This window comes from Actinophytocola xanthii (genome assembly GCF_001921205.1).
Classification (GTDB): domain Bacteria; phylum Actinomycetota; class Actinomycetes; order Mycobacteriales; family Pseudonocardiaceae; genus Actinophytocola; species Actinophytocola xanthii.
Genome location: NZ_MSIE01000015.1, coordinates 1 through 23,586, shown reverse-complemented (window position 1 = coordinate 23,586; position 23,586 = coordinate 1). Strand labels below are relative to the sequence as shown.

General features: G+C 69.6%; 18 protein-coding genes. 13 read left to right on the top strand and 5 right to left on the bottom strand.

From position 1 onward, the window contains the following. Positions 1 to 76: 76 nt before the first annotated feature. The 10 genes from BU204_RS10255 to BU204_RS10210 are packed head-to-tail and all read left to right on the top strand — an operon-like array spanning position 77 to position 12,124. The gene (locus BU204_RS10255; RefSeq protein WP_075125383.1) at positions 77 to 1,423 is read left to right on the top strand and encodes a TrpB-like pyridoxal phosphate-dependent enzyme; all 1,347 of its coding nucleotides are present in this window, start codon (positions 77 to 79) and stop codon (positions 1,421 to 1,423) included. Between the two features lie 12 nt (positions 1,424 to 1,435). Next, the gene (locus BU204_RS10250; protein WP_075125382.1) at positions 1,436 to 2,977 is read left to right on the top strand and encodes an NAD(P)/FAD-dependent oxidoreductase; all 1,542 of its coding nucleotides are present in this window, start codon (positions 1,436 to 1,438) and stop codon (positions 2,975 to 2,977) included. A 22-nt stretch (positions 2,978 to 2,999) separates the two neighbouring features. Next, positions 3,000 to 4,418 (top strand): flavin monoamine oxidase family protein, encoded by a 1,419-nt coding sequence (locus BU204_RS10245; protein WP_158073430.1) that lies wholly within the window; start codon positions 3,000 to 3,002, stop codon positions 4,416 to 4,418. Next, positions 4,408 to 5,541 carry a hypothetical protein gene (locus BU204_RS10240; protein WP_075125380.1) on the top strand — a complete coding sequence of 378 codons (1,134 nt, stop codon included), beginning with the start codon at positions 4,408 to 4,410 and terminating at the stop codon, positions 5,539 to 5,541. Before BU204_RS10245 ends, BU204_RS10240 begins: the two co-directional genes overlap by 11 nt. Next, a complete protein-coding gene (locus tag BU204_RS10235) occupies positions 5,538 to 5,921 on the top strand; it encodes a hypothetical protein (protein ID WP_075125379.1) in 384 nt (127 codons plus the stop codon). The genes BU204_RS10240 and BU204_RS10235 overlap by 4 nt, the downstream gene beginning before the upstream one ends. After that, positions 5,911 to 7,305, top strand: a complete 1,395-nt coding sequence (locus tag BU204_RS10230; RefSeq protein ID WP_075125378.1) for a flavin-containing monooxygenase — start codon at positions 5,911 to 5,913, stop codon at positions 7,303 to 7,305. The genes BU204_RS10235 and BU204_RS10230 overlap by 11 nt, the downstream gene beginning before the upstream one ends. 6 nt (positions 7,306 to 7,311) lie before the next feature. After that, on the top strand, positions 7,312 to 9,018 hold the full coding sequence (locus BU204_RS10225; RefSeq protein ID WP_075125377.1) for an AMP-binding protein: 1,707 nt from the start codon (positions 7,312 to 7,314) through the stop codon (positions 9,016 to 9,018). Between the two features lie 20 nt (positions 9,019 to 9,038). Further along, entirely contained in the window at positions 9,039 to 10,439 is a 1,401-nt protein-coding gene (locus BU204_RS10220; protein ID WP_075125376.1) for a flavin monoamine oxidase family protein, read from the top strand. Between the two features lie 19 nt (positions 10,440 to 10,458). Further along, complete coding sequence (locus BU204_RS10215) at positions 10,459 to 11,238, top strand: hypothetical protein (protein ID WP_075125375.1); 780 nt, start codon at positions 10,459 to 10,461, stop codon at positions 11,236 to 11,238. A 4-nt stretch (positions 11,239 to 11,242) separates the two neighbouring features. Beyond that, positions 11,243 to 12,124: an alpha/beta fold hydrolase gene (locus tag BU204_RS10210; protein WP_233159953.1), complete on the top strand. Its 882-nt coding sequence runs from the start codon at positions 11,243 to 11,245 to the stop codon at positions 12,122 to 12,124. Between the two features lie 236 nt (positions 12,125 to 12,360). Here BU204_RS10210 and BU204_RS10205 read toward each other — a convergent pair whose 3' ends face one another. The 4 genes from BU204_RS10205 to BU204_RS38990 all read right to left on the bottom strand — a co-directional run bounded on the left by BU204_RS10205 (position 12,361) and on the right by BU204_RS38990 (position 17,803). Beyond that, positions 12,361 to 15,135 (bottom strand): AfsR/SARP family transcriptional regulator, encoded by a 2,775-nt coding sequence (locus tag BU204_RS10205; protein WP_075125374.1) that lies wholly within the window; start codon positions 15,133 to 15,135, stop codon positions 12,361 to 12,363. Between the two features lie 473 nt (positions 15,136 to 15,608). Continuing rightward, positions 15,609 to 16,151, bottom strand: coding sequence for a DUF2218 domain-containing protein (locus BU204_RS38175; protein WP_158073429.1), 543 nt, complete (start codon positions 16,149 to 16,151; stop codon positions 15,609 to 15,611). Positions 16,152 to 16,629: 478 nt separating this feature from the next. Next, on the bottom strand, positions 16,630 to 16,851 hold the full coding sequence (locus tag BU204_RS10190) for a hypothetical protein (protein ID WP_075125372.1): 222 nt from the start codon (positions 16,849 to 16,851) through the stop codon (positions 16,630 to 16,632). Next, a complete protein-coding gene (locus BU204_RS38990) occupies positions 16,832 to 17,803 on the bottom strand; it encodes a trypsin-like serine peptidase (RefSeq protein ID WP_143229418.1) in 972 nt (323 codons plus the stop codon). Before BU204_RS38990 ends, BU204_RS10190 begins: the two co-directional genes overlap by 20 nt. Positions 17,804 to 18,242: 439 nt before the next feature. Between BU204_RS38990 and BU204_RS10180 the strand changes: the two genes are divergently transcribed. The 3 genes from BU204_RS10180 to BU204_RS10170 all read left to right on the top strand — a co-directional run bounded on the left by BU204_RS10180 (position 18,243) and on the right by BU204_RS10170 (position 21,236). Continuing rightward, positions 18,243 to 18,827, top strand: coding sequence for a hemerythrin domain-containing protein (locus BU204_RS10180; protein WP_075125370.1), 585 nt, complete (start codon positions 18,243 to 18,245; stop codon positions 18,825 to 18,827). Between the two features lie 289 nt (positions 18,828 to 19,116). Further along, the gene (locus BU204_RS10175; protein WP_075125369.1) at positions 19,117 to 19,800 is read left to right on the top strand and encodes a response regulator transcription factor; all 684 of its coding nucleotides are present in this window, start codon (positions 19,117 to 19,119) and stop codon (positions 19,798 to 19,800) included. Then, complete coding sequence (locus BU204_RS10170) at positions 19,797 to 21,236, top strand: HAMP domain-containing sensor histidine kinase (protein ID WP_075125368.1); 1,440 nt, start codon at positions 19,797 to 19,799, stop codon at positions 21,234 to 21,236. Before BU204_RS10175 ends, BU204_RS10170 begins: the two co-directional genes overlap by 4 nt. Positions 21,237 to 21,319: 83 nt before the next feature. Here BU204_RS10170 and BU204_RS10165 read toward each other — a convergent pair whose 3' ends face one another. Further along, complete coding sequence (locus tag BU204_RS10165; protein WP_198942822.1) at positions 21,320 to 23,395, bottom strand: MMPL family transporter; 2,076 nt, start codon at positions 23,393 to 23,395, stop codon at positions 21,320 to 21,322. Between the last annotated feature and the right edge of the window lie 191 nt (positions 23,396 to 23,586).

The window sequence follows — 23,586 nt, the reverse complement described above, 5'->3', positions numbered from 1 at the left end:
AAAAAACCCGATCCCGACCCGGTTCCCGACCTCGGCCATACGATGGCAGCCTCGTCGACCGGGTTCTGGAGGAATAATGAAGAACATAGGAATCTCGGAGCGCATCGACCTCCCGGTCGATCGGATTCCGACCCGTTGGTACAACGTCATCCCGGATCTGCCGAGGCTTCCCGAAGAATATGTGGACTCTTCCACCGGAAAGCCGGTCACCCGTGAGTTCATGGACCGATTACTCACTCCGGCGATGGCAGCACAGGAAAGATCCACCGAGCGCTGGATCTCCATTCCCGAGCCGGTTCGGGACGCGTACCAACTCTGGCGCCCGACCCCCTTGATCCGCGCGCTGGCGCTGGAGCGAGAGCTCGACACGCCCGCGCAGATCTACTTCAAGTACGAGGGCACCTCGCCCAGCGGGAGCCACAAGCTCAACTCGGCCCTCGCGCAGGCGTACTACGCGAAGCGGGACGGTCACACCCGCCTGGTGACCGACACCGGCGCCGGCCAGTGGGGCAGCGCCCTCGCCCTCGCCTGCAAGCTCATGGGCCTTGACCTGCTCGTCTACATGATTCGGGCCAGCTACCACCAGAAGCCCTACCGCCGCCACCTGATCGAGACCTACGGCGCGGAGGTCCGGCCCAGCCCGAGCACCACGACCGACTTCGGCCAGAGGCTGCTCGCCGCCGACCCCGACCACCCCGGCAGCGAGGCGACGGCCGTCAGCGAGGCCATCGAGAGCGTGTACGCCGACCCGGGCAGCCGGCTCGCGGTCGGCGCGTTCTCCAACCACTGCCTGCTCCACCACACGGTGATCGGTCTCGAGCTGCGCGAGCAACTCGCCATCATCGGACGGACGCCCGACTACCTGGTCGCCTCCGTCGGCTGCGGCTCCAACCTCGGCGGCTTCGCGAACCCGTTCCTCGAGGACAAGCTCAACGGCGCCGACATCACGATCCTCGCGGCCGAACCGGAAGCGTGCGCCACGCTGACCCACGGCGAGTACCGGCTGGACTTCGCCGACGCCCAGGGCAAGGCGCCCGCCGCCTACACCTACACGCTCGGCCACGACTTCGTGCCGCCGCCGATCCACGCGGGCGGCCTGCGCTACCACGGCTGCGCCCCGCTGGTGGGTCTGCTCCGGCACGAGGGCCTGCTCGACGCCCGCGCCTTCCCGCAGACGGAGGTCTTCGCCGCGGCGAAGACGTTCGCGCAGCTCCACGGCTACCTGCCGGCGCCGGAGAGCGCACACGCCATCCGGGCGGTCATCGACATCGCCAACGACTGCAAGCGCACCGGTCGTGACGCGACGATCGTCTTCAACTACAGCGGCCACGGTCTGCTCGACCTCGGCGCCTACGGCCGGTTCAACGCCGGACTGCTCCAGGACGTCGAGACGGAAGACTTCTCGACCCCGGTCCAGGCCTAGGGCGGAGTGGCGATGTCGACACGTTACCGGGCAACCGGAAAGGCCGGGAGGACGCGTGCGAGCACCGACTACGACGTGATTGTCGTCGGCGGCCGGTGCGCCGGGGCCTCGCTCGCGACGCTGCTGTCCAGGGCGGGACTCAAGGTCGTCGTGGTGGAGCAGGCGACCTTCCCGAAGACCACCCTGTCCTCGCACCTGATGGAGGCGGACGGACTCCTGTTCCTGAAGCGGCTCGGGGTGCTCGACCCGGTGGCGAGGACCGGTGTGCGGTTCATGCGGCAGGTGGACCTGCGACTCAACGAGCTGCGGATCACCACCAGGTGGCCGCTGCGGTTCGACGACGTCGGCGGAGCGGCGTTCCTCCGCAGGCACCTGCTCGACTCGATCCTCGCCGACGCGGCCGCCGAGGCCGGTGCCGAGGTCCGCATGGGCACCAAGGTGGTCGAGGTGCTGTGGGACCGCGGCAGGGCGTCCGGCGTCCGCGTCCGCAAGGGCAACACCGACACCACGCTCCACGCGCCGCTCGTCGTCGGCGCGGACGGCCGGTCCTCGACCGTCGGCTACATGGTCGGTGCGCGCAAGTACAACGTGAACCCCAGCGAGCGGTCGTACTACTTCACCTTCTTCGAGGGCGCCGACCCGGCGGCGGACGACATGTTCGTCTTCCACCGCTGGGGCGACCGGATGGTGTGGGCCGGTCCGGCCGACAACGGGCTCTACCTGGTCGGGGTCTCCCCCGAGCAACACGAGAAGGACTACTTCCGCCACCACACCGATCTCGGGCTGCTCGCCCACATGCGCAGCTGCGACACGACGGCCGAGGCCCTCGCCGACGCGCGGATCGCAACGGAGATCTCCGGGATCCGGAAGTTCGACGGCTACTTCCGCCAGCCCTCCGGTCCCGGTTGGGTGCTGGTCGGCGACTCGGGGCACTTCAAGGACCCCGCCATCGGCCGAGGCATCGGCGATGCCTTCCTCCAGGTCGAGGCGCTCGCCCCGGCGATCATCACGGGCCTCGACGGCTCCGGTGACGAACTGGACGAGGAGCTTCGCCGGTGGGGTGCCTGGCGGGACGACAGGTTCAAGAGCTACTACTGGCTCGCTGCCGACGTCGGCAAGGCGGGTGCCTTCCCGTCGATGGTTCCCGAGGCCGTGCAACGACTTCAGGCACGAGGAGAACTCGACCGGTTCCTCGACCTGTTCAGCCACCGGACGGACTACTACGACGTCCTGCCCCTGCGCGACCTCGGCCTGGCGACCGGGAAGCGGTTGCTGACCGGGAAGAGCAAGCGGCTGCCGCTCGTCCGGGAGGCCATCACGCTGCTCGCCGGGGAGCCTCGCCGCCGGTGGATCAACCGCAGGCCCTCGCTCAAGTCTCCGGAGGTCACACCCGCGCCGCTGGACCGGCGCAGGCCGGAGGACCTCGTCGCGCCCGCCGGTCCCGCCGGCGATGCCAGAGAGTCCGACGGTGACACCAGCAGCACCGTGGAGACCGTCGGGACCGTCAACGGCAGCGTTTCCGAAGCCGGGGCGGTGCAGAATGGCAGCCGCTGAGCAGGCCGTGGAGGCGCGTCACGTGAGTGACGAGCCGCGCATGGAGGCGGACGCCATCGTGATCGGCGCCGGTCTCGCCGGGCTCACCGCGACCCGCGAGCTGAAGCAGGCCGGGTGGACGGTGCGGTTGCTGGAGGCCAGGGAGCGGGTCGGCGGGCGGCTCAAGGGGTACGCACTCGGCGACGGCAAGGCCGTCGACCTCGGCGGTGAGTACTTCGGCGACAAGAGCACCCTCATCGCGGAGACCGCGCGGTCGGTCGGCGTCGAGCGGTTCTCGACGTACGACGACGGCGAGCGGGTGGCGTTCGTCAACGGGAAGCGGTTCACCTACGGCGGTCTGATCCCGCTGCGGCTCGGTCCGGTGGCCCTCCCCGACTTCGGCCGGGCAGTGCTGAAGATCGAACGCCTCGCTCGACGTGTCCCGCCGGACCGGCCCTGGACGGCTCCCGACGCCGAGAAGCTGGACAGCCAGACGTTCTGGTCCTGGTGCAGGCGCAACGTGGCCACGGCACCGGCACGGGCGTTCCTCACCATGGCGGTCGAGGCCGCCTACTGCGCCGGGCCGGCCGACCTGTCCATGCTGCACGTGCTGACCTACGCGAACGCGTCCGGCGGGTTCCGCTACCTGCTGGAGGTCACCAAGGGCATCCAGCGCTACCGGTTCGACGGCGGCGCGCACAGTGTCGCGGACAAGCTCGCGGCGCGGTTGCCGGACGAGCTCAGAACCGGTGCGGTGGTGCGCGGGATCGAGCAGCGCTCGGACTCGGTCGTCGTCAGCGGTCCCGGCTTCACCGCACGGGCGCGGTTCGTCGTGGTCGCCGTCCCCGTGACCCTGGCCGGGCGGATCGCCTACACGCCGGCGCTGGCCGGCTTCCGCGACCAGCTGACGCAGCGGATGCCCGCGGGCTCGGCGATCAAGTGCCTCGCGATCTACGACGAGCCGTTCTGGCGCGCCGACGGCCGCAGCGGCCAGGTGACCAGCACCGACGGCCCCTTCCGGGTCGCGTTCGACACCTCCCCTGCCGACGGCAGCCCCGGCGTGCTGTCCGCCTTCGTCACCGGGCGGGCCGCACGGACCCTGACCCTGCTGTCGCCTGCCGAGCGCCGCAGCGCCGTACTCGACGGTCTCGCCAAGGGTCTCGGACCCCGGGCGGCGAAGGTGGTCGACTTCGTCGAGCAGAACTGGCTGGACGAGGAGTTCACCCGCGGCTGCTACCACGGGTACGCCACGCCGGGCACCCTCACCGCCCACGGCCCGGCACTGCGTGCGCCGATCGGCCGGATCCACTGGGCCGGCACCGAGACCGGCGTCCACCAGCTGGGCTCCATGGGCGGTGCCATCGACTCCGGGCGCAGGGCGGCGCGCGAGCTGCTCGCACGCGAGCGGGGCGAGCGACCGGCCGGGCGCCGGGCAGAGGAGTTGACGGGTCATGTCCAGTAAAACGAGGAAGACACCGACGCTGCTCATCGTCGGCGGCTACGGGCTGGTCGGAACGCAGGTGGCCAGGATGCTCCGGCAGCGCCACCCGAACCTCGGCATCGTGCTCGGCGGTCGCACGCCGGAGCGGGGAGCCGCCCTCGCGGCGGCGATCGGCGCGTCGACGGCCGCCGTCGACACCGGTGCCGAGCATCCCCTCGCGTCCCTTCCCGTGCGCCCCACCGCGGTGCTGGCCGCGGCGAGCGATCCGGCCGACCACCTCCTCGCCGACGCGGCGGCACGGGGTCTGCCCATCGCCGATATCAACCGCGGCGGACACGCCAGCGTGCTCGACGCCGCGGTCGCCGTGACCTGCGCGTCGGCATCGGCACCCGTGCTGCTCTCCGGCAGCTGGATGGCGGGAGTGGCCGCGCTGATGGCCGCCGCCGCCGTGCGCGAGCACGGCGAGGTGTCCCGGCTCGACATCACGGCGCTGGCATCGTCGGACGACGAGGTCGGACCGGACTCCAAGGGCTTCGGCCAGCGCCTCGCCTGGCCGTACTACCCGATGCGCCGCGGCAGGCGGCAGGCCGCGCACCCGCTGACCGGTGTGCGACGGGTCCTGTGCGCCGACGGCAACGAGCGTCCGGCCGCGCTGGTGGGCACCCTGGAGCAGATCACGCTGCCGCGCACCCTCGGCGTGCCGACGGTGGAGACCCGGCTGGCGCTGCTGGACCCCGCGTCGCTGTACGCCCTGATCGGGCTGAAACGAACGGGGGTCCTGCGCGCGCTCACACGGCCCGTGCTGCACCGCGTCCGGTCGGCACTGCTGGAACGGCCGGGCACTGGCGACTTCGCGGGCATCACGGTCACCGCCGAGGGTCCGGGGCGCACGGTGCGCGTCGACGTCCTCGACCCTGCCGGGCAGGCACACCTGAGCGCGGTCGGCGCCGTCTGCGCGGCCGAGCGCGTACTCGGGCTGGCCGGGCACCACCTGCCGCCGGGTCTCTCGTTCCCCGAGCAGTCCGCGGACCCTCGTGCGGACGTGGCGACGCTGCGCGCGGCAGGCGTCATCGTCCGCCAGTCCGGCTTCGCGGCAGAACCCACCCCAACCCATCAGCGCGACATCGAGGTTCTCGCATCATGAGCAACAACATTCCCGCCCTGCTGCTGAGCACGCTGCGCACCGTGGGTGGCGGCGCCATCCTCGCGCCCGCCCTCGGCGCGAAGGTGTTCGGTATCCCCGACGACGGTGAGGGCAGGTACCTGGTGCGCCTGTTCGCCGCACGCAACCTGGCCTTCGTCGGCGGTCTGCTGCTGAGCCGGGGAACGGCCCGGCGGCTGTGGTTCCAGGCGGGTATCGCCTGCGACACGCTGGACGTCGCCGCCGGACTGCTCGCCTACCGCGAAGGGAAGCCGACCAAGTCGGCGACCGTCGACACCGGCGCCGCACTCCTCGCCACCCTGCTCGGCATCGCGGGCCTGCGCGCGGACCGCGGAAGGAGCTCCGGTTCCGATGACGACTGACATCGCGAGCGAGGTACGCCCCGGCATCCCGGACGGCGATCCGGACGGGGACTCCGACGGCCGGGTCTGTGTGATCGGCGCAGGACCAGCCGGCATCGCCATGTGCCGTGCGCTGGCGCAACGGGACATCCCGTTCGACTGCTTCGAGCGCGGCGAGGAGGTCGGCGGGCTGTGGCGCTACTCGCCGGGCAGCGGCAGCTGCGCCTATACCTCGCTCGCCGCGAACACCTCCAAGACGGTGATGCAGTACCCGAGCTTCCCCATGCCGGACGACATGCCGGAGTACCCGCACCACACGCAGGTGGCGCGGTACTTCGACGACTACGTCGACCACTACGGCCTGCGGGAGCACATCCGGTTCGGCACCGAGGTCACCCAGGTGGAGCGGGCAGCCGACGGAAGATGGCGGGTGACCCTGGCCGACGGCACCGGTGACTGGTACCGCGCGGTGCTGGTGGCATCCGGCGGACGGCACGGCGTTCCCGCCTACGCCTCCTACGACGGCACCTTCACCGGCCGGGAGCTGCACTCCTTCGACTACGACGGTCCGGAGGAGTTCGCCGGGAAGACCGTCGTGGTTCTGGGGCTCGGCGCCACGTCCGCCGACATCGCCACCGAGGTGTCGCGGGTCGCCAAGGCGACGCACCTGTCGGCGCGGACCGGTCACTACGTCGTGCCGAAGATCCTCGAGGGACGGCCGATCGACAAGCTGTCGCCGTTCATGAAGAAGCTCTCGGTCGAACAACGCCGGCCGCTGCTGACGTTGATGATCAAGCTGGTGCACGGCGACATGTCGGCCTACGGCCTGCCGACGCCGCCGTACAAGCCGGGACAGGGACCGCTGATCTCCACGAGCGAGTTCCTCCCCGCCATCGTGCACGGCCGGATCTCGCCGAAACCGGTGGTCGAGTCGGTCCGGGGCCGCACGGTCCGCTTCGCCGACGGGCAGGCGGTCGAGGCGGACGTGATCATCCACTGCACCGGCTACCGGATCGCCTACCCGTTCCTCGACGACGAGATCGTCGGCGACGGGGACGACGCGCCGCCGCTGTACCAGATGGTGGTGCCACCGGAGATCGACGGCCTGTACTTCGTCGGGCTGGTCCACTCGATGACCTCGCTCATGCCGGTCGCCGAGCACCAGTCGGAATGGATCGGCGACCTGCTCACCGGAGCGGTCACCCTCCCGTCACGCGGACACATGTGGTCGGCGATCCGCGACTCGAGGCGCCGTCAGGACAAACGGTTCCACGACTCGTCCGGGCACCTGCTCGTGGACCCCAGGGAGTACGAACGACTCCTCGAAGCCGAGCGCCGCACGTTCGCGGCGGCCGGTGCGAACAGCGGCGCCGCCGCCACATCCCGACGCCGGAAGAACAGGTGAGCCACGATGTCCACAGTTGACGCCACGCACAGGTCCGCCCACCCGCTCTCCGAGCGGCGCACCTCCTTCGTCCGGCAGCTCGGCGCCCAGTTCGCCAGGAAGCGGGTGTCGGTGGTCAAACCGGTCAACCTCGGGGTGATGGCCGAGCTCGCCGCCGAACGGCACGGCCGGGTCCCCATCTACCTCGACCAGCCCTTCACCTGGGATCCGCAGCAGCGGGTCGAGCTGGACTACGTCGAGTGCGCCACCCTGATCGAGCAGTTCTCCGCGGTGCTCAAGCAGGCCGGAGTGGCCAAACGGGACCGGGTGGTCATCCTCAAGACGCCGAACTACGACATCCAGTCCCTCGCGTGGGCCGCGGCCAGGATCGGCGCCGTTCCCGCGCTGCTGTCCGCCCGGCTGGACCCGGACATCATCAACATCCTGCTCGAGCGGATCGGTGCCCGGTTCATCATCACCGACGAGGCGGTCGCGGCCCGCGTCGGGCTCGACGCCGCCAGGCTCAAGGCCCTGAACTGCACGGCCATCGCCGCCATCGATGGCGGCATCCCGGTGGCGGACCTGTGGGGCGGTCCGGTGCCGCCACCGAACCCCGGCCGTGACGACGAGCCGATGATCATCACCCACACGTCGAGCACGACCGGCGTGTCCAAGCTCGCGGAGGCGTCGGCGACCGGTGTGTCGTTCTCGTCCCTCATCGAGTCCGTCGTCCCGTTCCTGCACTCACCGGACGACCTGTTCGCGAGCGTGATCTCCCACGTGCACGTCCGGGGGGCGGTCACGCAGCACGCGTCCTTCTCCAGGGGCACTCCCCTGCTCGGCATCGGGAACCACGACGACGCGACGATCCTCGACATGTTCAGCAGGTACCGCCCGACCATTGTGGAGAGTCACCCGAACGCGTACGTCGGCTGGGAGAAGCTCATCGACCACCCCTCGACGCCGTTCGCGAGCCTGCGGCTGTTCCTGAACACCTTCGACGCCATCCACCCGCGCACCATCCGGCGGCTGCTGGAGTCCTCACGGCGGGCGTACCCGGCCTGGTACCAGTGCTACGGCATGACCGAGACCCAGCCGGTGACCGTCCGGTTCTACACGCTGGGCTCGGTGCGGCGGGCCGGTGACCGCGACACCCGCAGCGTCGGCTGGACCATCCCCGGTGTGCGGGCCAGGATCGCCGACCCGGACACCGGCGAGCGCCGGGCCGACCAGAAGGAACCGGGCATGATCCAGGTCAAGACCCCGGCCAGGGCCCTTTCCTTCGTCGGCACCCCGGACAAGTACTGGGGACGGCGGCACGGGAAGTGGTTCGACACCGGGGACTGGGGCCGCAGGGGCAAGGCCGGCCAGCTCGAGGTCCTCGACCGGGTCGCCGACCGCATCGAGGGCGTGGAGAGCTGCCTGCAGCTCGAGGACATCCTCATGAGCCGGCTCCCCGACGCGGAGGAGGTCGTAGTGGTCCCGGACGAACAGGGTGTGCCCACCCCGGTGGTCTGCATGCGCGACGGCAAGAAGCTCGACCAGCAGAGCTGGGACACGGCCTCGGCCGGTCTCGTCGGTCTCGGCAAGCCGTTCGAGGTCGGCCCGGACCAGTTGCTGCACACCGCGACCGTCAAGCCCCGGCGGTACCTGATCACCGAGATGATCAAAAACCACCGCCTCGGGAACTCGGGCCCGGCCCGCCAGGAAGTCATCCTGCGTGAGGGTGCCTGAGTACCGGGAGGAGGAGCGACATGCGGGACGTTCGGGAGCACCCGAAGATCGAGGCGGACGTCGTCGTGGTCGGCGCGGGGTTCGCCGGCGCCACGGCGGCGAGCGAGCTGGCGAGGTCGGGCAGGAGCGTGGCCTTGCTCGAGGCCCGCGACCGCCTCGGCGGGCGTGCGCTCAGCCACCCCATCGGCGCGGGCAAGATCGTCGAGCTCGGGTGTGAGTTCCACCTGCCGGACTCGGTCAACGCCAGGACGGCGGCCGCGTTGGGCATCGCCTCGGAGAAGGTGTACGACGAGGGCTACAAGCTCATCGAGACCGAACGCAGGCTCACCCGGTGGAAGGGCTCGATCCCCAGGATCAGCCCGATCGCGCTCGCGGACTTCGGGCAGGCGGCACTGCGGATCGAGCGCATGCGGCGTGCGGTTCCCGAGGAGGCACCGTGGACCGCGCCGCACGCCGCGCGGTGGGACAGCGAGACGATGTGGTCCTGGACCCGGCGCAACATTCGGACCAGGGAGGGCCGCCTGCTCATGCGGCTGCTGCTCGAGGCCGGCATGGGCGCGGCGCCGAGTGAGATGTCGGTGCTGCACGTGCTGAACTACTCGAACTGCACCAACGGTTTCCGCGCGATGACCACGATCACCGGCGGCGCGCTGGAGAACCGGTTCGCCGGCGGTGCGCAGAACCTGGTGCTGCGGATCGCGGAGAACGTCACGGCCGACACGTACGTGAACGCCCACGTCCGCCGCATCGAGCAGGGCGACGACCGGGTCCGGGTCACCGGCCCCGGGTTCGAGGCGACGGGCAGGCGGGTCGTGGTCGCCGTGCCGACTCCGCTGGTCGGCCGCATCGACTTCGCTCCGTCACTGCCGGAGACCCGTACCCGGCTCACCCAGCGGATGACGATGGGCGCGGCGATCAAGTACCTGGTGCTCTACGACGAACCGTTCTGGCGCAGGGACGGCATGAGCGGCATGGCGATCAGCTTCCGCAGCCCGTTCCGGGCGGTACTGGACGGCAGCCCAGCCGACGGTTCCCCCGGTGTGCTGACGGTGTTCGTCACCGGTCCCGCCGCCCACCACATCGCCGCGATGGAGCCGTCCCGGCGCCGTGAGCTGTTGCGGCGCCAGCTCGGGCGCTACTTCGGTGCCCGGGCGGAGAAACCGCAGGAGATCATCGAGCAGAACTGGATGGCGGAACCGTTCACCCAGGGCTGCTACCACGGGTACTGCCCGCCCGGCTTCTACACCGAGTATGGCCCGGCGCTCAAGGAACCGATCGGCCGCATCCACTGGGCGGGGGCGGAGACCGTCCCCGTCGAGTACGGGGCGATGGGCGGGGCGATCTACTCCGGCCGCCGGGTCGCCGCCGAGATCGCCGGGCAGATGTCCACCAAGAGCTCGACGACCGCTGTCATCGCATGAGACCCGTAGGAGCAGTACCATGATCGTGTCCGCCCACATCGTGAATGTCAGTCCCCCCAGGGCGCTGGCCGGGTTGCGGGCGAAACCCGGCCCGGAGGCGATCCAGGGACTCCGCTGGTCGGAGACCTGGCTGATGAACCCGCTGCGCACCGGGCTGCTGCCGTCGACCAGGATCGACGGTATCGCCCTGATCGCCGTGTGGGACGACGACGAGTCGTTGGACAAGTTCCTCTTCCACCCGCTCGCCAAGCTCTACGAGCCCGGTTGGCGGGCGCGGTTCGAGCCGGTCCGCACGGTCGGCGCGTGGCCGGGGCTGGCCGACCTCCCCCGGTCGGAGAAGCCGACCGGGGACGAGCCGGTCGGGGTGCTCACCATGGCCAGGATGCGGCTCGGCAAGACGAGGGCGTTCGCCGCGGCGGCAGGTGCCGCGGAGCGGGAGGCGTTGCGGCACCCGGCATTCCTCGAAGGCTCGTCGCTGATGCACCCGCCCAACCTGATCAGCACCTTCAGCCTGTGGCGCACCGCACGCGAGATGCGGCAGTACACCGTCGGGACGTATCCCGGTGGCCACCGCGACGCGATGAAGAAGAACGACGACAAGGTGTTCCACCACGAGACGGTGTTCCTCCGGCTGCGGCCCTACGAGACCCAGGGGCTGTGGAAGGGGCGCGACCCGCTGGCTGCGGCGATGCGCCAGAAGGCCGACAAGGTCGCGACCCCGGCACGGGACACGTCGCGCGCGGAGCTGTTCGAACCGGTGACCGCGGCGAACCCGAACTCGCGGACCGGAGGTCGGTGACCGCATGGAGATGAAGAAGGTGGACCTCGGGGCAGGCACCATCGACTACGTGGACACCGGCGGTGACGGCCCGGTGGTCCTGCTGCTGCACGGGCTCCTGATGGACCCGACACTCTGGTCCGGCGTGATCGATGAGCTGGGCGCGGGCTACCGGTGTGTGGCACCGTTGCTCCCGCTGGGGGCGCACGTCCGGCCGCTGGGGCCTGGTGCCGACCTCACGATGCGCGGCATCACCGCCATCGTCGCGGACCTCATGGAGCGACTCGACCTGCACGATGTCACCGTCGTCGGCAACGACACCGGCGGCGTCGTCGTGCAGCTGCTCATGGCCGACCGGAACCCGCGGATCGGCAAGGCGGTCCTGGTGTCCTGCGACGCGTTCGACAACTTCCCACCCGGCCTGAGCGGAAAGACGGTGGTATTCACCGGAAAGCTCCCGCCCTCGGTGTTCGGCGCGATGATGTGGCAGCTGCGGCTCAAGGTGCTCCGCCGGATGCCGTTCACCTTCGGCTGGCTCACCAAACGCGGTGACGCCGTGACCGCCCGGTGGCTGCACCCGCTCCAGACCCGGCCCGGGATCCGCCCGGACACGGTGCGGGTGCTGCGCGGTATCGCGGCCAACCGCACACTGCTGGTCGACATCGAGGACGGACTCCGCGCCTTCGACCGTCCGACGCTCGTGGTCTGGGCCGAGGAGGACAGGGTCATGCCGCCGGAGCACGGGCGGCGCCTCGCCGCGCTCCTGCCCGAGAGCCGGCTCGTGGAGATTGCCGACAGCTACACGCTGGTCCCGCTGGACCAGCCCGCCGAACTGGCCGCGTCCATCCGCGACTTCGTCGTGATCCCGTCGCCGGAGGCCGCGGACCGCGACGCTTCTCCACGTTGACGCATCGGAGGTGGCCGTCAGCGGTGGTCCGGGCTGCTACGTCCGCGCCGGGGTCCGCACACCGAGTCAGCGCCGGGCGTTGTCGAGGTACTGCAGCAGGTCGTGTGCCGCGAGTTCGACGTCCTTGTGGCCCCACTCGGCGGCGCGGTAGTGGCACGCGATGAGCCCCATCCGGTGCAGGGGGCGAAGTCACCGAACGCTCAGCGCCATCGCGGCTCCGGTAGCAGGAGCTGCTCTCAGGCGAACTCGAGGTTGCGTTGGAGCCGGGCGGCGTCGGTCGTGCGGCGTTGGGACCGGTAGAGGTCCAACGCGTTCTGCCAGACCTCGTGGGCTTGCTCGTACTCGCCGAGGGCGGCGTAGGGGTGGCCGAGGTTGTCGAGGGTGTTGGCTTCCTCGTAGGCGTTGCCCAGGTCGCGGAACAGGGCCAGGGCCTGCCGGTAGTAGTCGACGGCCTGCGCGTGGTGGCCGGTGTGGTGGGCGATGTAGCCGAGGCTGTCCAGGGTCGCGGCCTCCCCCTCACGGTGGTGGTCGCGGCGGTTGAGTGCCAGCGCGTCTTCGCAGTGCGATCGGGCCAGGTCGTAGTCGCCCAGCTGGGCGGCGGACCAGCCCACGTTGTTGAGCGCCTCGGCTTCTCTCGCCGGTCTGCGGAGGGGGAGGGTCTGGTAGAGGCGCAGAGCCTGGGTGGCGTGCTCCAGCGCTCGGCGATCGTCTCTGAGCCGCTCCCAGGCCCACGACAGAGCTTGGTGGGTGTCGGCCTGGCCGGCGAGGTCCTGTGTGTGCTCGGCCAGGGTGAGGGCTTTGTGGAGGTGGTCGAGCGCTTCGTCGTGCTGGCCCAAGGAGATGTAGGCGTCGCCGACCTGCCGGTGGATGAGGACTTCGGTGACGCGGTCGTCGCGGTGCGCGGTGAGCGCGGTTCGCCAGACGGCGAGTTCGTCGTGGTGGTATCCCCGTCTTCGGTGGAACACGTGCAGGGTCGATGCCAGCTGCCACACAACCCGATGCCAGCCGAGTTCCGCGGCTGCCTGTTGAGTGGCCAACAGGCAGCCGTGTTCGGCGTCGAACCAGGCCAGGGCGGCCGTGGCGTCCGCCAGGGCGTGGGGGTGGTCGACGGACGCCGGCGGGTCGAACTGGGCCAGCTGGGTCCGGTTCAGCAGTCTCTCCGCAGCGTGCGCGGTGCGGAGGTAGAAGTCGGCCAGCCGCCTCAGTGCCGTGTGGCGGTCGGGTTCGGCGCAGTCGTATCTGGCGCACTCCGCTGCGTACAGCCGGGTGAGGTCGTGCATCCGGTAGCGACCCGGCACAGGTTGTGCGACGAGATGCGCAGCCTCCAGGTCGCGCAGCAGCTGACGTGTCCGCGGAACAGGCAGCGCGGTGAGGTTGGCGGCGGCCACCAGATCGATGTCGGGCGCCGGCACCAGTCCGAGCAGCTGGAACACGCGGGCCGTTTCGGGGTACAACGTGCGGTAGGACCAGGAGAACACGGCTCGAAGGTTGGTAGCCAGTTCGCCCGTGTCGAGCGCGTCCAACCGGGTCGAGGTGTCGCGTAGTTCGGCGGCGAGGACACGGAGAGGAAAGTCGGCGTGCATGGTGGCCCGGGCCGCGACGACGCCGATGGCCAGCGGCACTCCGCCGCACCAGTTCAGTAGATCGGCGACGGCCTCCTGTTCGACGGCCGCCCGGTCGTCCTGGAGCCGGCGCGCCAGCAGGTCGTGCGCCTCGTCGGGACCGAGCACGTCCAGGCCGACCAGGTGCGCGCCGTGCACATGCAGGCCGGCCAGGCGGTTGCGACTGGTCACCACGACCGTACAGCTCGCGCTGCCGGGCAGCAGGGCCTCCACCTGGGCCGTGTCACGTGCGTTGTCCAGCAGTACGAGCATTCTCTTGTCCGCCACCAGGCTGCGGTACAAGCCGACCTGCGTGTCCAGTTCGGACGGTACCGCCGGGAGAGGCACGCCCAGGGCGTGGAGGAAGCCGCGTATCGCCGCCTCGGGCGGTGTCGGTGGGCCGGACGGGGCAAAACCGCGCAGGTCGACGTAGAGCTGCCCGTCGGGAAAGCGTTCGATGTTCTGGTGCGCCCACTGCAGCGCGAGGGTGGTCTTGCCGATGCCGCCCGCGCCACCGATCGCGAAGATCATCACCGTGCCGCCGTGGCCGTCGGCGGCGTCCACCGCCCTGCTGAGCTCGGCGAGCTCGGCGAGGCGGCCGACGAACAGCCGTGGCGGAGCTGGCAGCTGCCGAGGCACCGGCACCTGAGCGGGCTCCGCGGCTTCGACGCCGAGCGCCGGGTGAGCGGTCAGGACCTGCTGGTATCGCTCTCGCAGCGCAGGACTCGGGTCGACGCCGAGTTCGTCGGCCAGGCGCCGCCGGATCCGCTGGTAGGCGTCCAGCGCGTCGGCCTGGCGACCGCAGCGGTACAGCGCCAGCATCACTTGTTCGGCGCATCGTTCGTCCAGCGGGTGCGCCGCGGCTTGGCCGGACACCCGGGCGAGGATCGCGTGGTGCTGGCCGAGGCGTAGCTGAACGTCGTTGCGATCGAGCTCTGTGGTCAGCCGCTCCTTGTCGAGAATCTCCCGGAACGTCGCGATCCACGGCGTTTCCAGACCGGCGAACGGCTCTCCCCGCCAGAGGCCGAGTGCCTCGTCGAACAGCGTCAGAGCCAGCCGGTCGTCGTCGGCCGAGCGGGCCTGGTCGAGCAGGGAACGAAAGTTGTGCAGATCTACTGATTCTGGTTCGGCCGTCAGGACGTAGCCGCCCGATCGTCGCTCGATGCCGACTCCACCGGCATCGGCGAAGGCCTGCCGCAGACGCGACACGTAGCTGGCGAGCGTTCGGGCGGCCCGGTCGGGAAATCGGTCTCCCCACACCCGTCCGGAAAGCTGTTCGACCGAAACCCCACGTCCGACATCGACCACCAGCGCGGCCAGGACACATCGCTGCATGGCATGACCGAGATCAACCGCGACGCCGTCAATCCGGGCCTCGAGCTCCCCCAACAGGCAGAACTTGACTGTCACACCAAAAGCCTTCCCAGAAACGACACCACATTCGTCATTCTAGCCTCACCAGCAGTTCAACACCCCTACAACGGATCTCCAACAGCGAACCGTCAGACTGAAGATCCAGTCTCGCGCTGGATCTCCGCCACCTTCCGCAAATGAGGGGAATGACAGGATGAGTTCGAGATGTCGTTCGTTCGGCGGCGCAGCGGGTGGTGCAGGCACGCCGCCTGCGGGTGCCGCCGACCGGTGCTCCCGTCGGGTCCGGGACTCCACCGACTGGATGAGCGAAGCCCTCGAACAGCTCAGGGGGAGGGTGCCGGCCGGGTCGTTCGCGCAACGTCACTGCGGCGAACGGCCCGGCCGGAGCGGCCGCCTTCGTGCGGCACGGAGGCCAGCGAAAGCAACGTAGACCTAAAGAACATCCGGATCGGCGCTGGGGATTTCTTCAACAGTCGGGGAACTGTTCGCCACGCCGCTGTTGTCGATCGTCAGGCCTCTTCGTCGTGCTGAACGCGGGGCGGCTGCCAGGTCACCGCCACGCTGTCGCGGTGACCGAACCGTTGAAGGTCCGCCGCGATGATGTCCTGGATTCCGCGCAGGTGATCCTCGGTGTCGGCGTCGACGCGGATGGTGAGGCCGTCCGGGTCCACGTCGAGGACGCATCGTCCCCAGCTCAGGTCGAGTGTCCCGTGGGTGTCGGAGTACTCGACGCCGCGCACCTCCGGGCGCGCGTGCGCGCCGCGCAGGTGGCCGTGCTGGAGGTGGTCACCGACCTTGGCGGCGTGCGTGCAGAGCTGGACGAGGTAGCGACTCGCGTTCGCGGTCTCGATGCGGGCCTCACTGGACCGCGTCGTTGTCTCTCCCCCATGGCGGCGCGGATGGCTGGCCCTCTGCCGGACGACTCTCGCGACCAGCAACACCACCGCGGCCAGGGCGACGAGTGCCAACGCGACGCCGTGTGCGGCGCCCAACGAGATCGCGAACCAGGAGGGGAGCGCGAGAACCGCGACGACGATCACCACCTTGACCACGACTATCAGCGCTATGGACCGATGTCCGGGTGCGTGCGGAGGCCCGTGCCTCGAAGCTGCCATAGCCCAGTTTTGCAAGACAGCGTGTCTTTATCAAGACAGACTGTCTCGACGCCGTGTCGAGCTGCGCCCGGCATGGCCTCGGTGCCGAGCTCGTCGCGCGAGTCCATCGCGATGACCAGGTGACCGAACCGCGGCGGCAACCGCACACCCTCGTCCGCGACGTGATCGCCGACGTCGTCGAGCTCGCCACCTGCCGCCCCCACTCGCCGCGGCAGGCGAGCTGCCCTCCCCCACCGCCGTCGACCTACGTGAACCAGCGGGGGTGTCTCGGAAGGCGCTGCGATTGGTGCACTGTCGGCACGTGGCGAGTGCAGTTCGCGCCGAACGACCTTGCCAAGTTATCGGCTGCCGCGGTCCAGCCCCGCCCTCGACCTCGGCATGGACCTCCGCTGACGGAGGACCTGAGGCCTGATCGTCACCACCCCTGCGCGCTGCTCGCGCGCTCGTCGGGCCATCGTGAGGTGCTCGGTCGTTCGACGGACGTGCCGGACGTGTCGTGCTCGCTCGGTCCTGGCTGGCGCGCAGGCGCCGCAGGCCACAACGCGACGGCGGCGATCACGACGAGCAATACCGTCGTGATCGCCGCCGCAACGGCGATCACGACGGTGCGCTTGCGGTCAGTCCCCTGCGGCATCATCGTAAATCGACTGTACCTTGTCGTCGAAGTAAGGGCTGTCGATCCATTCGGGTCCGTCATCGGGGCCTGGCCACGTGCTGCCTACACCGTTGACATATCCGAGCAGGGTGTCGTTGGAGTATTCCCGGAACCACGGTCCGCCACTGAACCCGCCGGTCCAGGCGCAGTACAAGGTCGGTCGGTAGTCTGGAAATCCGTAGTTCGTCGTGCCTTCGCAAGTCCACGGAATCTCGCCGCCGTCACGGTTCCCCGGATAGCCGAAGGTGACGGAGTCGAACGATCCCGGGTAATTGTATGAGAGTCCGTTTCCACCGACCGTCTCGACCAGTAGTTGGTTGTTCTCGTTGGTGTAGGTGGTGACGATCGCGATGTCGTAGTCCCAGTCACAGTCCGCTATCCAGGTATCGAAGGTGCGGAGCGTGCGTACCTGGAATGTCCCGTATGGGCGGTCCCCGCTCCAGTACAGGGGCACGAACTCGGCCTCGGTCATCCACGCCGCGGAGCCGGGGTTGCCGTTGCAGCCGTTCGGCCCCGTGTGCACGCAGTGAGCCGCTGTGATGACCTGGCTCAGATTGCCCGAGTTGATCGCGCTCGCCGTGCAGTAGCCGTCGCTTCCGGTATTGGGATTGTGCAGGAACAGCTTGCCGGTCGTGGGCGTGGCATTCGCCAGCGGAGCGATGCCTTGGGGCGCCTTGGTTGGCAGCCGGGGCTCAATTTTTCCGGGGTTCGCGGGCGCCTCCGGTTCCGTGCCGCGGCCGGACCCGGTGCCCGGTTTGATGCTGTCGAAAGATGTCGCTGCTGCCATCCGCGCCGCGCTCCATGTGCTCGCACGCTTGGTGATCGTTGCGGACGACGTTTGATCCGGCCGTGTCGGCGGCTCGGCTAACGCGAGTGGTTGAAAAATGAAAGAAACGACGATGATGACTGCACACGTGATGGCGACTCTGCGCATGATTGACCCCCCAATAACGCGTAGCGTGAAAATGACCCTATGCCAGTTCTCCCGCGGTGTCAACAGTTGGATATCAATGCGCGAATCGGGTTATCGATCATTTCGGGAGCCTGATCTTCTGCGCGACGGCCTTGTTGGTCGTTGTGGACAAATACCCGTCAGTGCTATCGCCGCAGTTTCGGATCTTCGGCGCGTTGTCGCTGGTAGGGCTGTGGAGGGAATCGTCGGGATCGTCCCGCGATGGTGGCCCGCGTCGAATCCACGTCCTGGCCGGCGCGGTCGGCGAGGAACGTCGGGTCGTGCCTGGGTGGGGCCGACATTGGTCCAGTGACCGGGCACTGGCGGTTGCGCCGTGTGGTGCCGCGCGTAGATCGGAACTTCTCCGGTAGGTTGGATCAAGGGGAACTCCGTAGGTAGGTGTGACCGTGGGGAGGTAGGGATGAGCACTCGACCTGAGAGCACGCCCGACGACGACGTGATCGCGTTGCTGCTGCACCAGCACGAGGAGGTTCGCCGGCTGTTCGTCGAGGTGAGAACCGCTGGGTCGGCTGATCGCGCCGAAGCGTTCGACCGGTTACGCCGCCTGCTCGCGGTGCACGAGACCGCCGAGGAGCTGATCGTGCACCCGGACGCGCGCGCGTTGATCCCCAATGGCGACCTCGTGGTGGATGCCTGCCTCGCCGAGGAGCTCGCCGCGAAGCAACTCCTCGTGGAGCTGGAAAACCTGGGCACAGAGTCGGACGACTTCCTGCCCAAGCTGGAAGAGCTGCGGATCATGGTGGAGGACCACGCCAAGCACGAGGAGCAGGAGGAGTTCCCGCACCTCCGTTCGGCCCACAGCGACTCCCGGCTGAAGGCGATGGCGAAGGCGGTCAAAGCCGCCGAAGCGCTGGCCCCGACCCACCCCCACCCCGGTATGGAGTCGGCCACCGCCAACCTCCTCATCGGCCCCTACACCAGCATGGTGGATCGGGCTTACGACCTGATCAGCCAGGCCATGGGACGCACCGCTGGTGAGAACTGACCTTTGACGGCCTCCGCTCCAGGAATGTCATCGTTCTGCGGCGTTGTCGTGTCGACAAGCTGAGCCGGCCCGGCCCCGATTGCACACGAACAGGCGGTAGAAGGCTCCGCTCTTTCGATCACGCTCAGTCGCCCCATCCACCCGTTCAACGGCTCCAACAGGTGATCCTCGCGCAGCGCCCCCCGTGATCCGCTACGACTCACACCAGTGCCGTTGCAGTTCTAACCCTGGCCTCAGGTTGACCGGGGACAATGAGCGGCAAAGCGTCGACTGGAGGGGACGGGCCTGCGTGCGGATCATGATCGCGGATGACGAGGCGGCCATCCGTGAGTCGCTGGAGCGGGTGCTCCAGGTCGAGGGTTACGACACCAGCACCGTCGCCAACGGGCTCGCCGTGCTCGACGGAGTCGGCGGCGACCCGCCGGATCTGCTGATCCTCGACGTGATGATGCCCCGCCTCGGCGGGTTGGAGACCTGCCGGCGGTTGCGGGCAGCGGGTCGGGATCTGCCGGTGCTGATGCTGACCGCCCGGGATCAGGTCTCCGACCGGGTCGCGGGGCTGGACGCGGGCGCCGACGACTATCTGCCCAAGCCGTTCGCCACCGAGGAGTTGCTGGCCCGGGTCCGGGCCCTGCTGCGCCGCCGCGCGCCGGGCGGCGACGAGTCGCAGATCCTGACGTTCGCCGACCTCCGGCTCGATCCTGACAGGTTCGAGGCGTGGCGGGGCGGGCGGCCGCTGCACCTGACCCGGACCGAGTTCTCCCTGCTCCAGGTCCTCATGCGCAACGCGACCCGGGTCCTGAGCCGCGCCGTGCTGTTCGAGGCGATCTGGGGCTTCGACATGAGCACCACCGCCAACAACCTCCAGGTATACGTGAGCTACCTGCGCCGCAAGATGGAGGCCGAGGGCGAGCCGCGACTGATCTACACCCGGCGCGGCCTGGGGTACACGTTGCGGGAGACTCCTCCGTGAGCACGTCCACCGGCCGGGAACCGCGCCGGTTGACCCGATGGTGGCGCCGGCGGTCCCTGCGGACCAGGCTGACGGTGATCGCGGCGACGGCCATCGCGGTCAGCGTGTTCCTGGCCTTCCAGGTGGCCAGCGAGCTACTGGACTGGGAGCTGAAGAACACCGCCGAGAATCAGCTACGCGCCGACTCCCACGTCCTGGCGGCGAACGCGGAGCGCGCCGGTCTGGCGCAGGTCCAGCTACCGCCGTATCCCGGATCCGGCCAGCTGGTGCGGGTCATCCTGCCCGACGGCTCGACCCGGACGCCGGCCGGTCAACCCGCGCTGCCCCCCGTCAGCGAGAGCGCCGGGCGCGTGGCGCAGGGCGCGTCGGCCGACCTGATGGAGTCGAACGACAGCGACGAGGACGGCTTCCTCATCTACACGCTCCGGGCGGGCGACGGCGCGGTCCAGGTGGCCCGCGTCGCCGACGACAGCCCGATCAACCGGTTCGGGTTGGGCATGCTGCTGATCGGGCTGCTCTGCGTGGTCTGCGGCACCCTTGTCGGGCGGACCGTGGCGCGGACCGGGCTGGCACCGATCGACCGGCTGACGGCCGCCGCGGTACGTGTCGCGCACACCCGGGATCTCGACGCCGACATCCCGGATGAGGGCGGTGGGGAGATCCGGCGGCTGATCCAGTCGATCAACCACATGCTCGCCGCGCTCCGGGACTCCCGGCAGGCCCAGCGGCTGCTCGCCGAGGACGCCGCCCACGAGCTCAAGACCCCGCTCACCAGCCTGCGCCTCAACGTCGAGCTGCTGATCCGGCTCGATCGGCGCGGCACCCTGGACAGTGCACTGCCGGCGGAGAGCCGGACCCGGCTGCTCAACGACCTCGGCGCCCAGGTGGCCGAGTTGAGCACCCTTGCCGCCGAGCTGACCGACCTGGCGCGCGGTGACGTCAGCGACGAGTGCACCGAACTGCTCGACCTCGCCGACGTGGTGGTGGCCGCCGCGGCCCGGGCGCGTTCCCGGGGGCCCGACATCGAGATCGCGCTCGACGTGACCTCCGTGTGGGTGAGCGGGCGTCCCGCCGCGCTCCAACGGGCGGTGCTCAACCTCATCGACAACGCCAGCAAATGGTCCCCCACGGACCAGCCAGTCCAGGTCCGGCTCCATGCCGAGGGCGCGTTGGCGGTCCTCGAGGTCGACGACGCCGGGCCGGGCATCGACGCCGCCGACGTACCGCGGGTGTTCGACCGGTTCTACCGTGCCGACAGCGCCCGGGCGTTGCCGGGATCCGGTCTGGGGCTGTCGATCGTGCAGCGGGTCGTCGACGCCCACGGCGGCCGGGCCACCATCGCCCGCTCCGCGCGCGGTGGCGCGCTGCTTCAGGTCGACCTTCCGGCCGCCCCGATCGCGCGGCTCGCCGCCGGGGAGGACACGGCGGTGCGTTGACCCCAGCCCCGGAAGGGGTGATCCATGGAAAGATCCGGGACGGGCCTGGGCCTCTGTCCCGGATCTCGTTCGAGCCGGCGCGCTCACCGTTGCAGCGCGGGCTCCTCATCGTCCACGAGCGGCCGTTGACCGTCCGGCAGCTCCGCCGGTCGGGACAGCCGGCTCGGCCACCACATCCGCCGGCCGATCAGCAGGGTGAGGGCGGGCACCAGGACCGACCGCACCAGCAGGGCGTCGAGCAGCACGCCGAAGGCCACCAGGAACCCGACCTCGATCAGCATCACCAGCGGAAGCGTGGTGAGGACCGCGAACGTGGCCGCCAGGACCAGGCCTGCCGAGGTGATGACGCCACCGGTGGCGGAGAGGGCTTTGAGCATGCCCTCTCTGGTGCCGAGACGCACGGTCTCCTCGCGGGCCCGGCTGGCCAGGAAGATGTTGTAGTCGACGCCGAGCGCCACCAGGAACAGGAACGCCAGCAGCGGCACTGAATAGTCGATGCCCGTGAACCCGAGGATCGCGTCGAAGACGAACACGCTGCCGCCGAAGGCCGCGGCGAATGAGACGATCACGGTCGCCATCAGGACCAGCGGGGCCACGATCGCGCGCAGCAGCAGCCCGAGGACGATCAGGACGACGGCGAGCACCAATGGGATCACCAGCTTCTCGTCGCGGCTGGTGGTCACCTCGGTGTCGAGGTTCTCCGCACTCGGCCCGCCGACGATCGCCTCCGCCCCGCTCACCGCGTGCACGGCGGTGCGCACCCGCTTGATCGTGTCGTACTCCGCGGCGGTGTCCGGCGCGTCCGTCGGGAACACGGAGATGTCGGCCCAGCCACCGCTGGTCTGCCCCGGGATGGCCAGGGCCACTCCGGGAGTGTCCTTGACGACGTCGAGCACCCGCTCCTGGTAGGCCGGTCGCGTGAAGATCGCCATCGGCTGCCCGCCGAGCTCCGGGAAGTGCTGGCGGAGAACGGTGAAGCCGGTGACCGACTCCGGCGCGTCCAGGAACTGGTCCTGCTCACGTAGGGCGCCGGTGTTGCCCGCCAGCCCGATGGCGAGCACGCCGAGGACTCCGAGCGAGGCGAGCGTCGCCACCCACCGGCGGCGGCTGATGGCGGCGCCGAGCCGTCCCCACAGCCCCGGCTTCTCCTTTACGGCCGTGCGCAACCGCGGGATGGCCGGCCAGAAGATCCGCCTGCCGAGCACCACGAGCATCGCCGGGAACAGCGTCAGCATTGCCACCAGCGCGCACAGGATGCCGGCCGCACCGATCGGTCCCAACCCGCTGGTGCTGTTCAGGTCCGCGACGAGCAGGCAGAGCAGGCCGGCGACCACGGTGGCCGCGGACGCGGCGATGGCCGGTGCCGCGCTGCGTAGCGCGTGCACCATCGCGACCCGGACGTTCTCGTGGTGGTGCAGTGTCTCCCGATATCGAGCGATGAGCAACAGCGCGTAGTCCGTGCCGACGCCGAACACCAGGATCGTCAGCAGCGCCGAGTTCTGGTCGTTGACCACGATGCCGAAGCCCTTGACGAGCAGGTAGACGGTCGCCATAGCGGTCAGCGCGGCCGCACCCACGGCCACGAGCGGGATGAACCACAGCACCGGGCTGCGGTAGGTGAAGATGAGCAGGAGCGTGACGACGATGACGGTGATGAGGAAGACCTGCAGGTCGATGCCCTCGAAGACGGCGTCCATGTCGCCGTCGATCGCGGCGGGGCCGGTCACGTCGAGTTCCAGGCCGGCGGGGCGGTCCTTGGTGGCGTCACGCAACGGGCCGACGATGGCCTCCGGTGCGCCGTGGGTCGTGCTCACATCGAGGGTGAACATCATCGCCTTGCCGTCGGTGGAGGGGCTCGTCGGTGGGCCCTCGTCGTCCTCACCGGCCGGAGCCGCCACCTTCGGCGGGTACCGCTTGGCAAGGGTGTTGTAGTGGCGTTCGACTGTCGCGCGGTCGGCGTCGGTCATGCCGCCGTAGCGGTGGTACACGAAGACGAACGTGTTGTCGTCCCCGCCGGGGAGACTGTCCTCTAGCACCGCGACCTTTGTGGACTCGGCGCTGGCCGGCAGGGTGTCCGCGGCGCTGTCCGTGGTGACCGAACTCAACTTTCCGCTCAGCGGCACCATGACCACCGCCAGCACCACCCACAAGCCAATCACCAACCACGGCACCCACCGGTTTGCCAACCGACCGGGCGGCGCTTCCCCGGGCGGCGCTGCGTTACCTGCCATCACTGGCCTCCTACCTACGTGTTGGATCGCTTGTCTGACGCCTACTTCGTACTGAGCGAATCTGAGACGATGGTTAAGAAGTCGTTTCAGAATGATCTTGCGAGGTGGCGGTGGCAGAT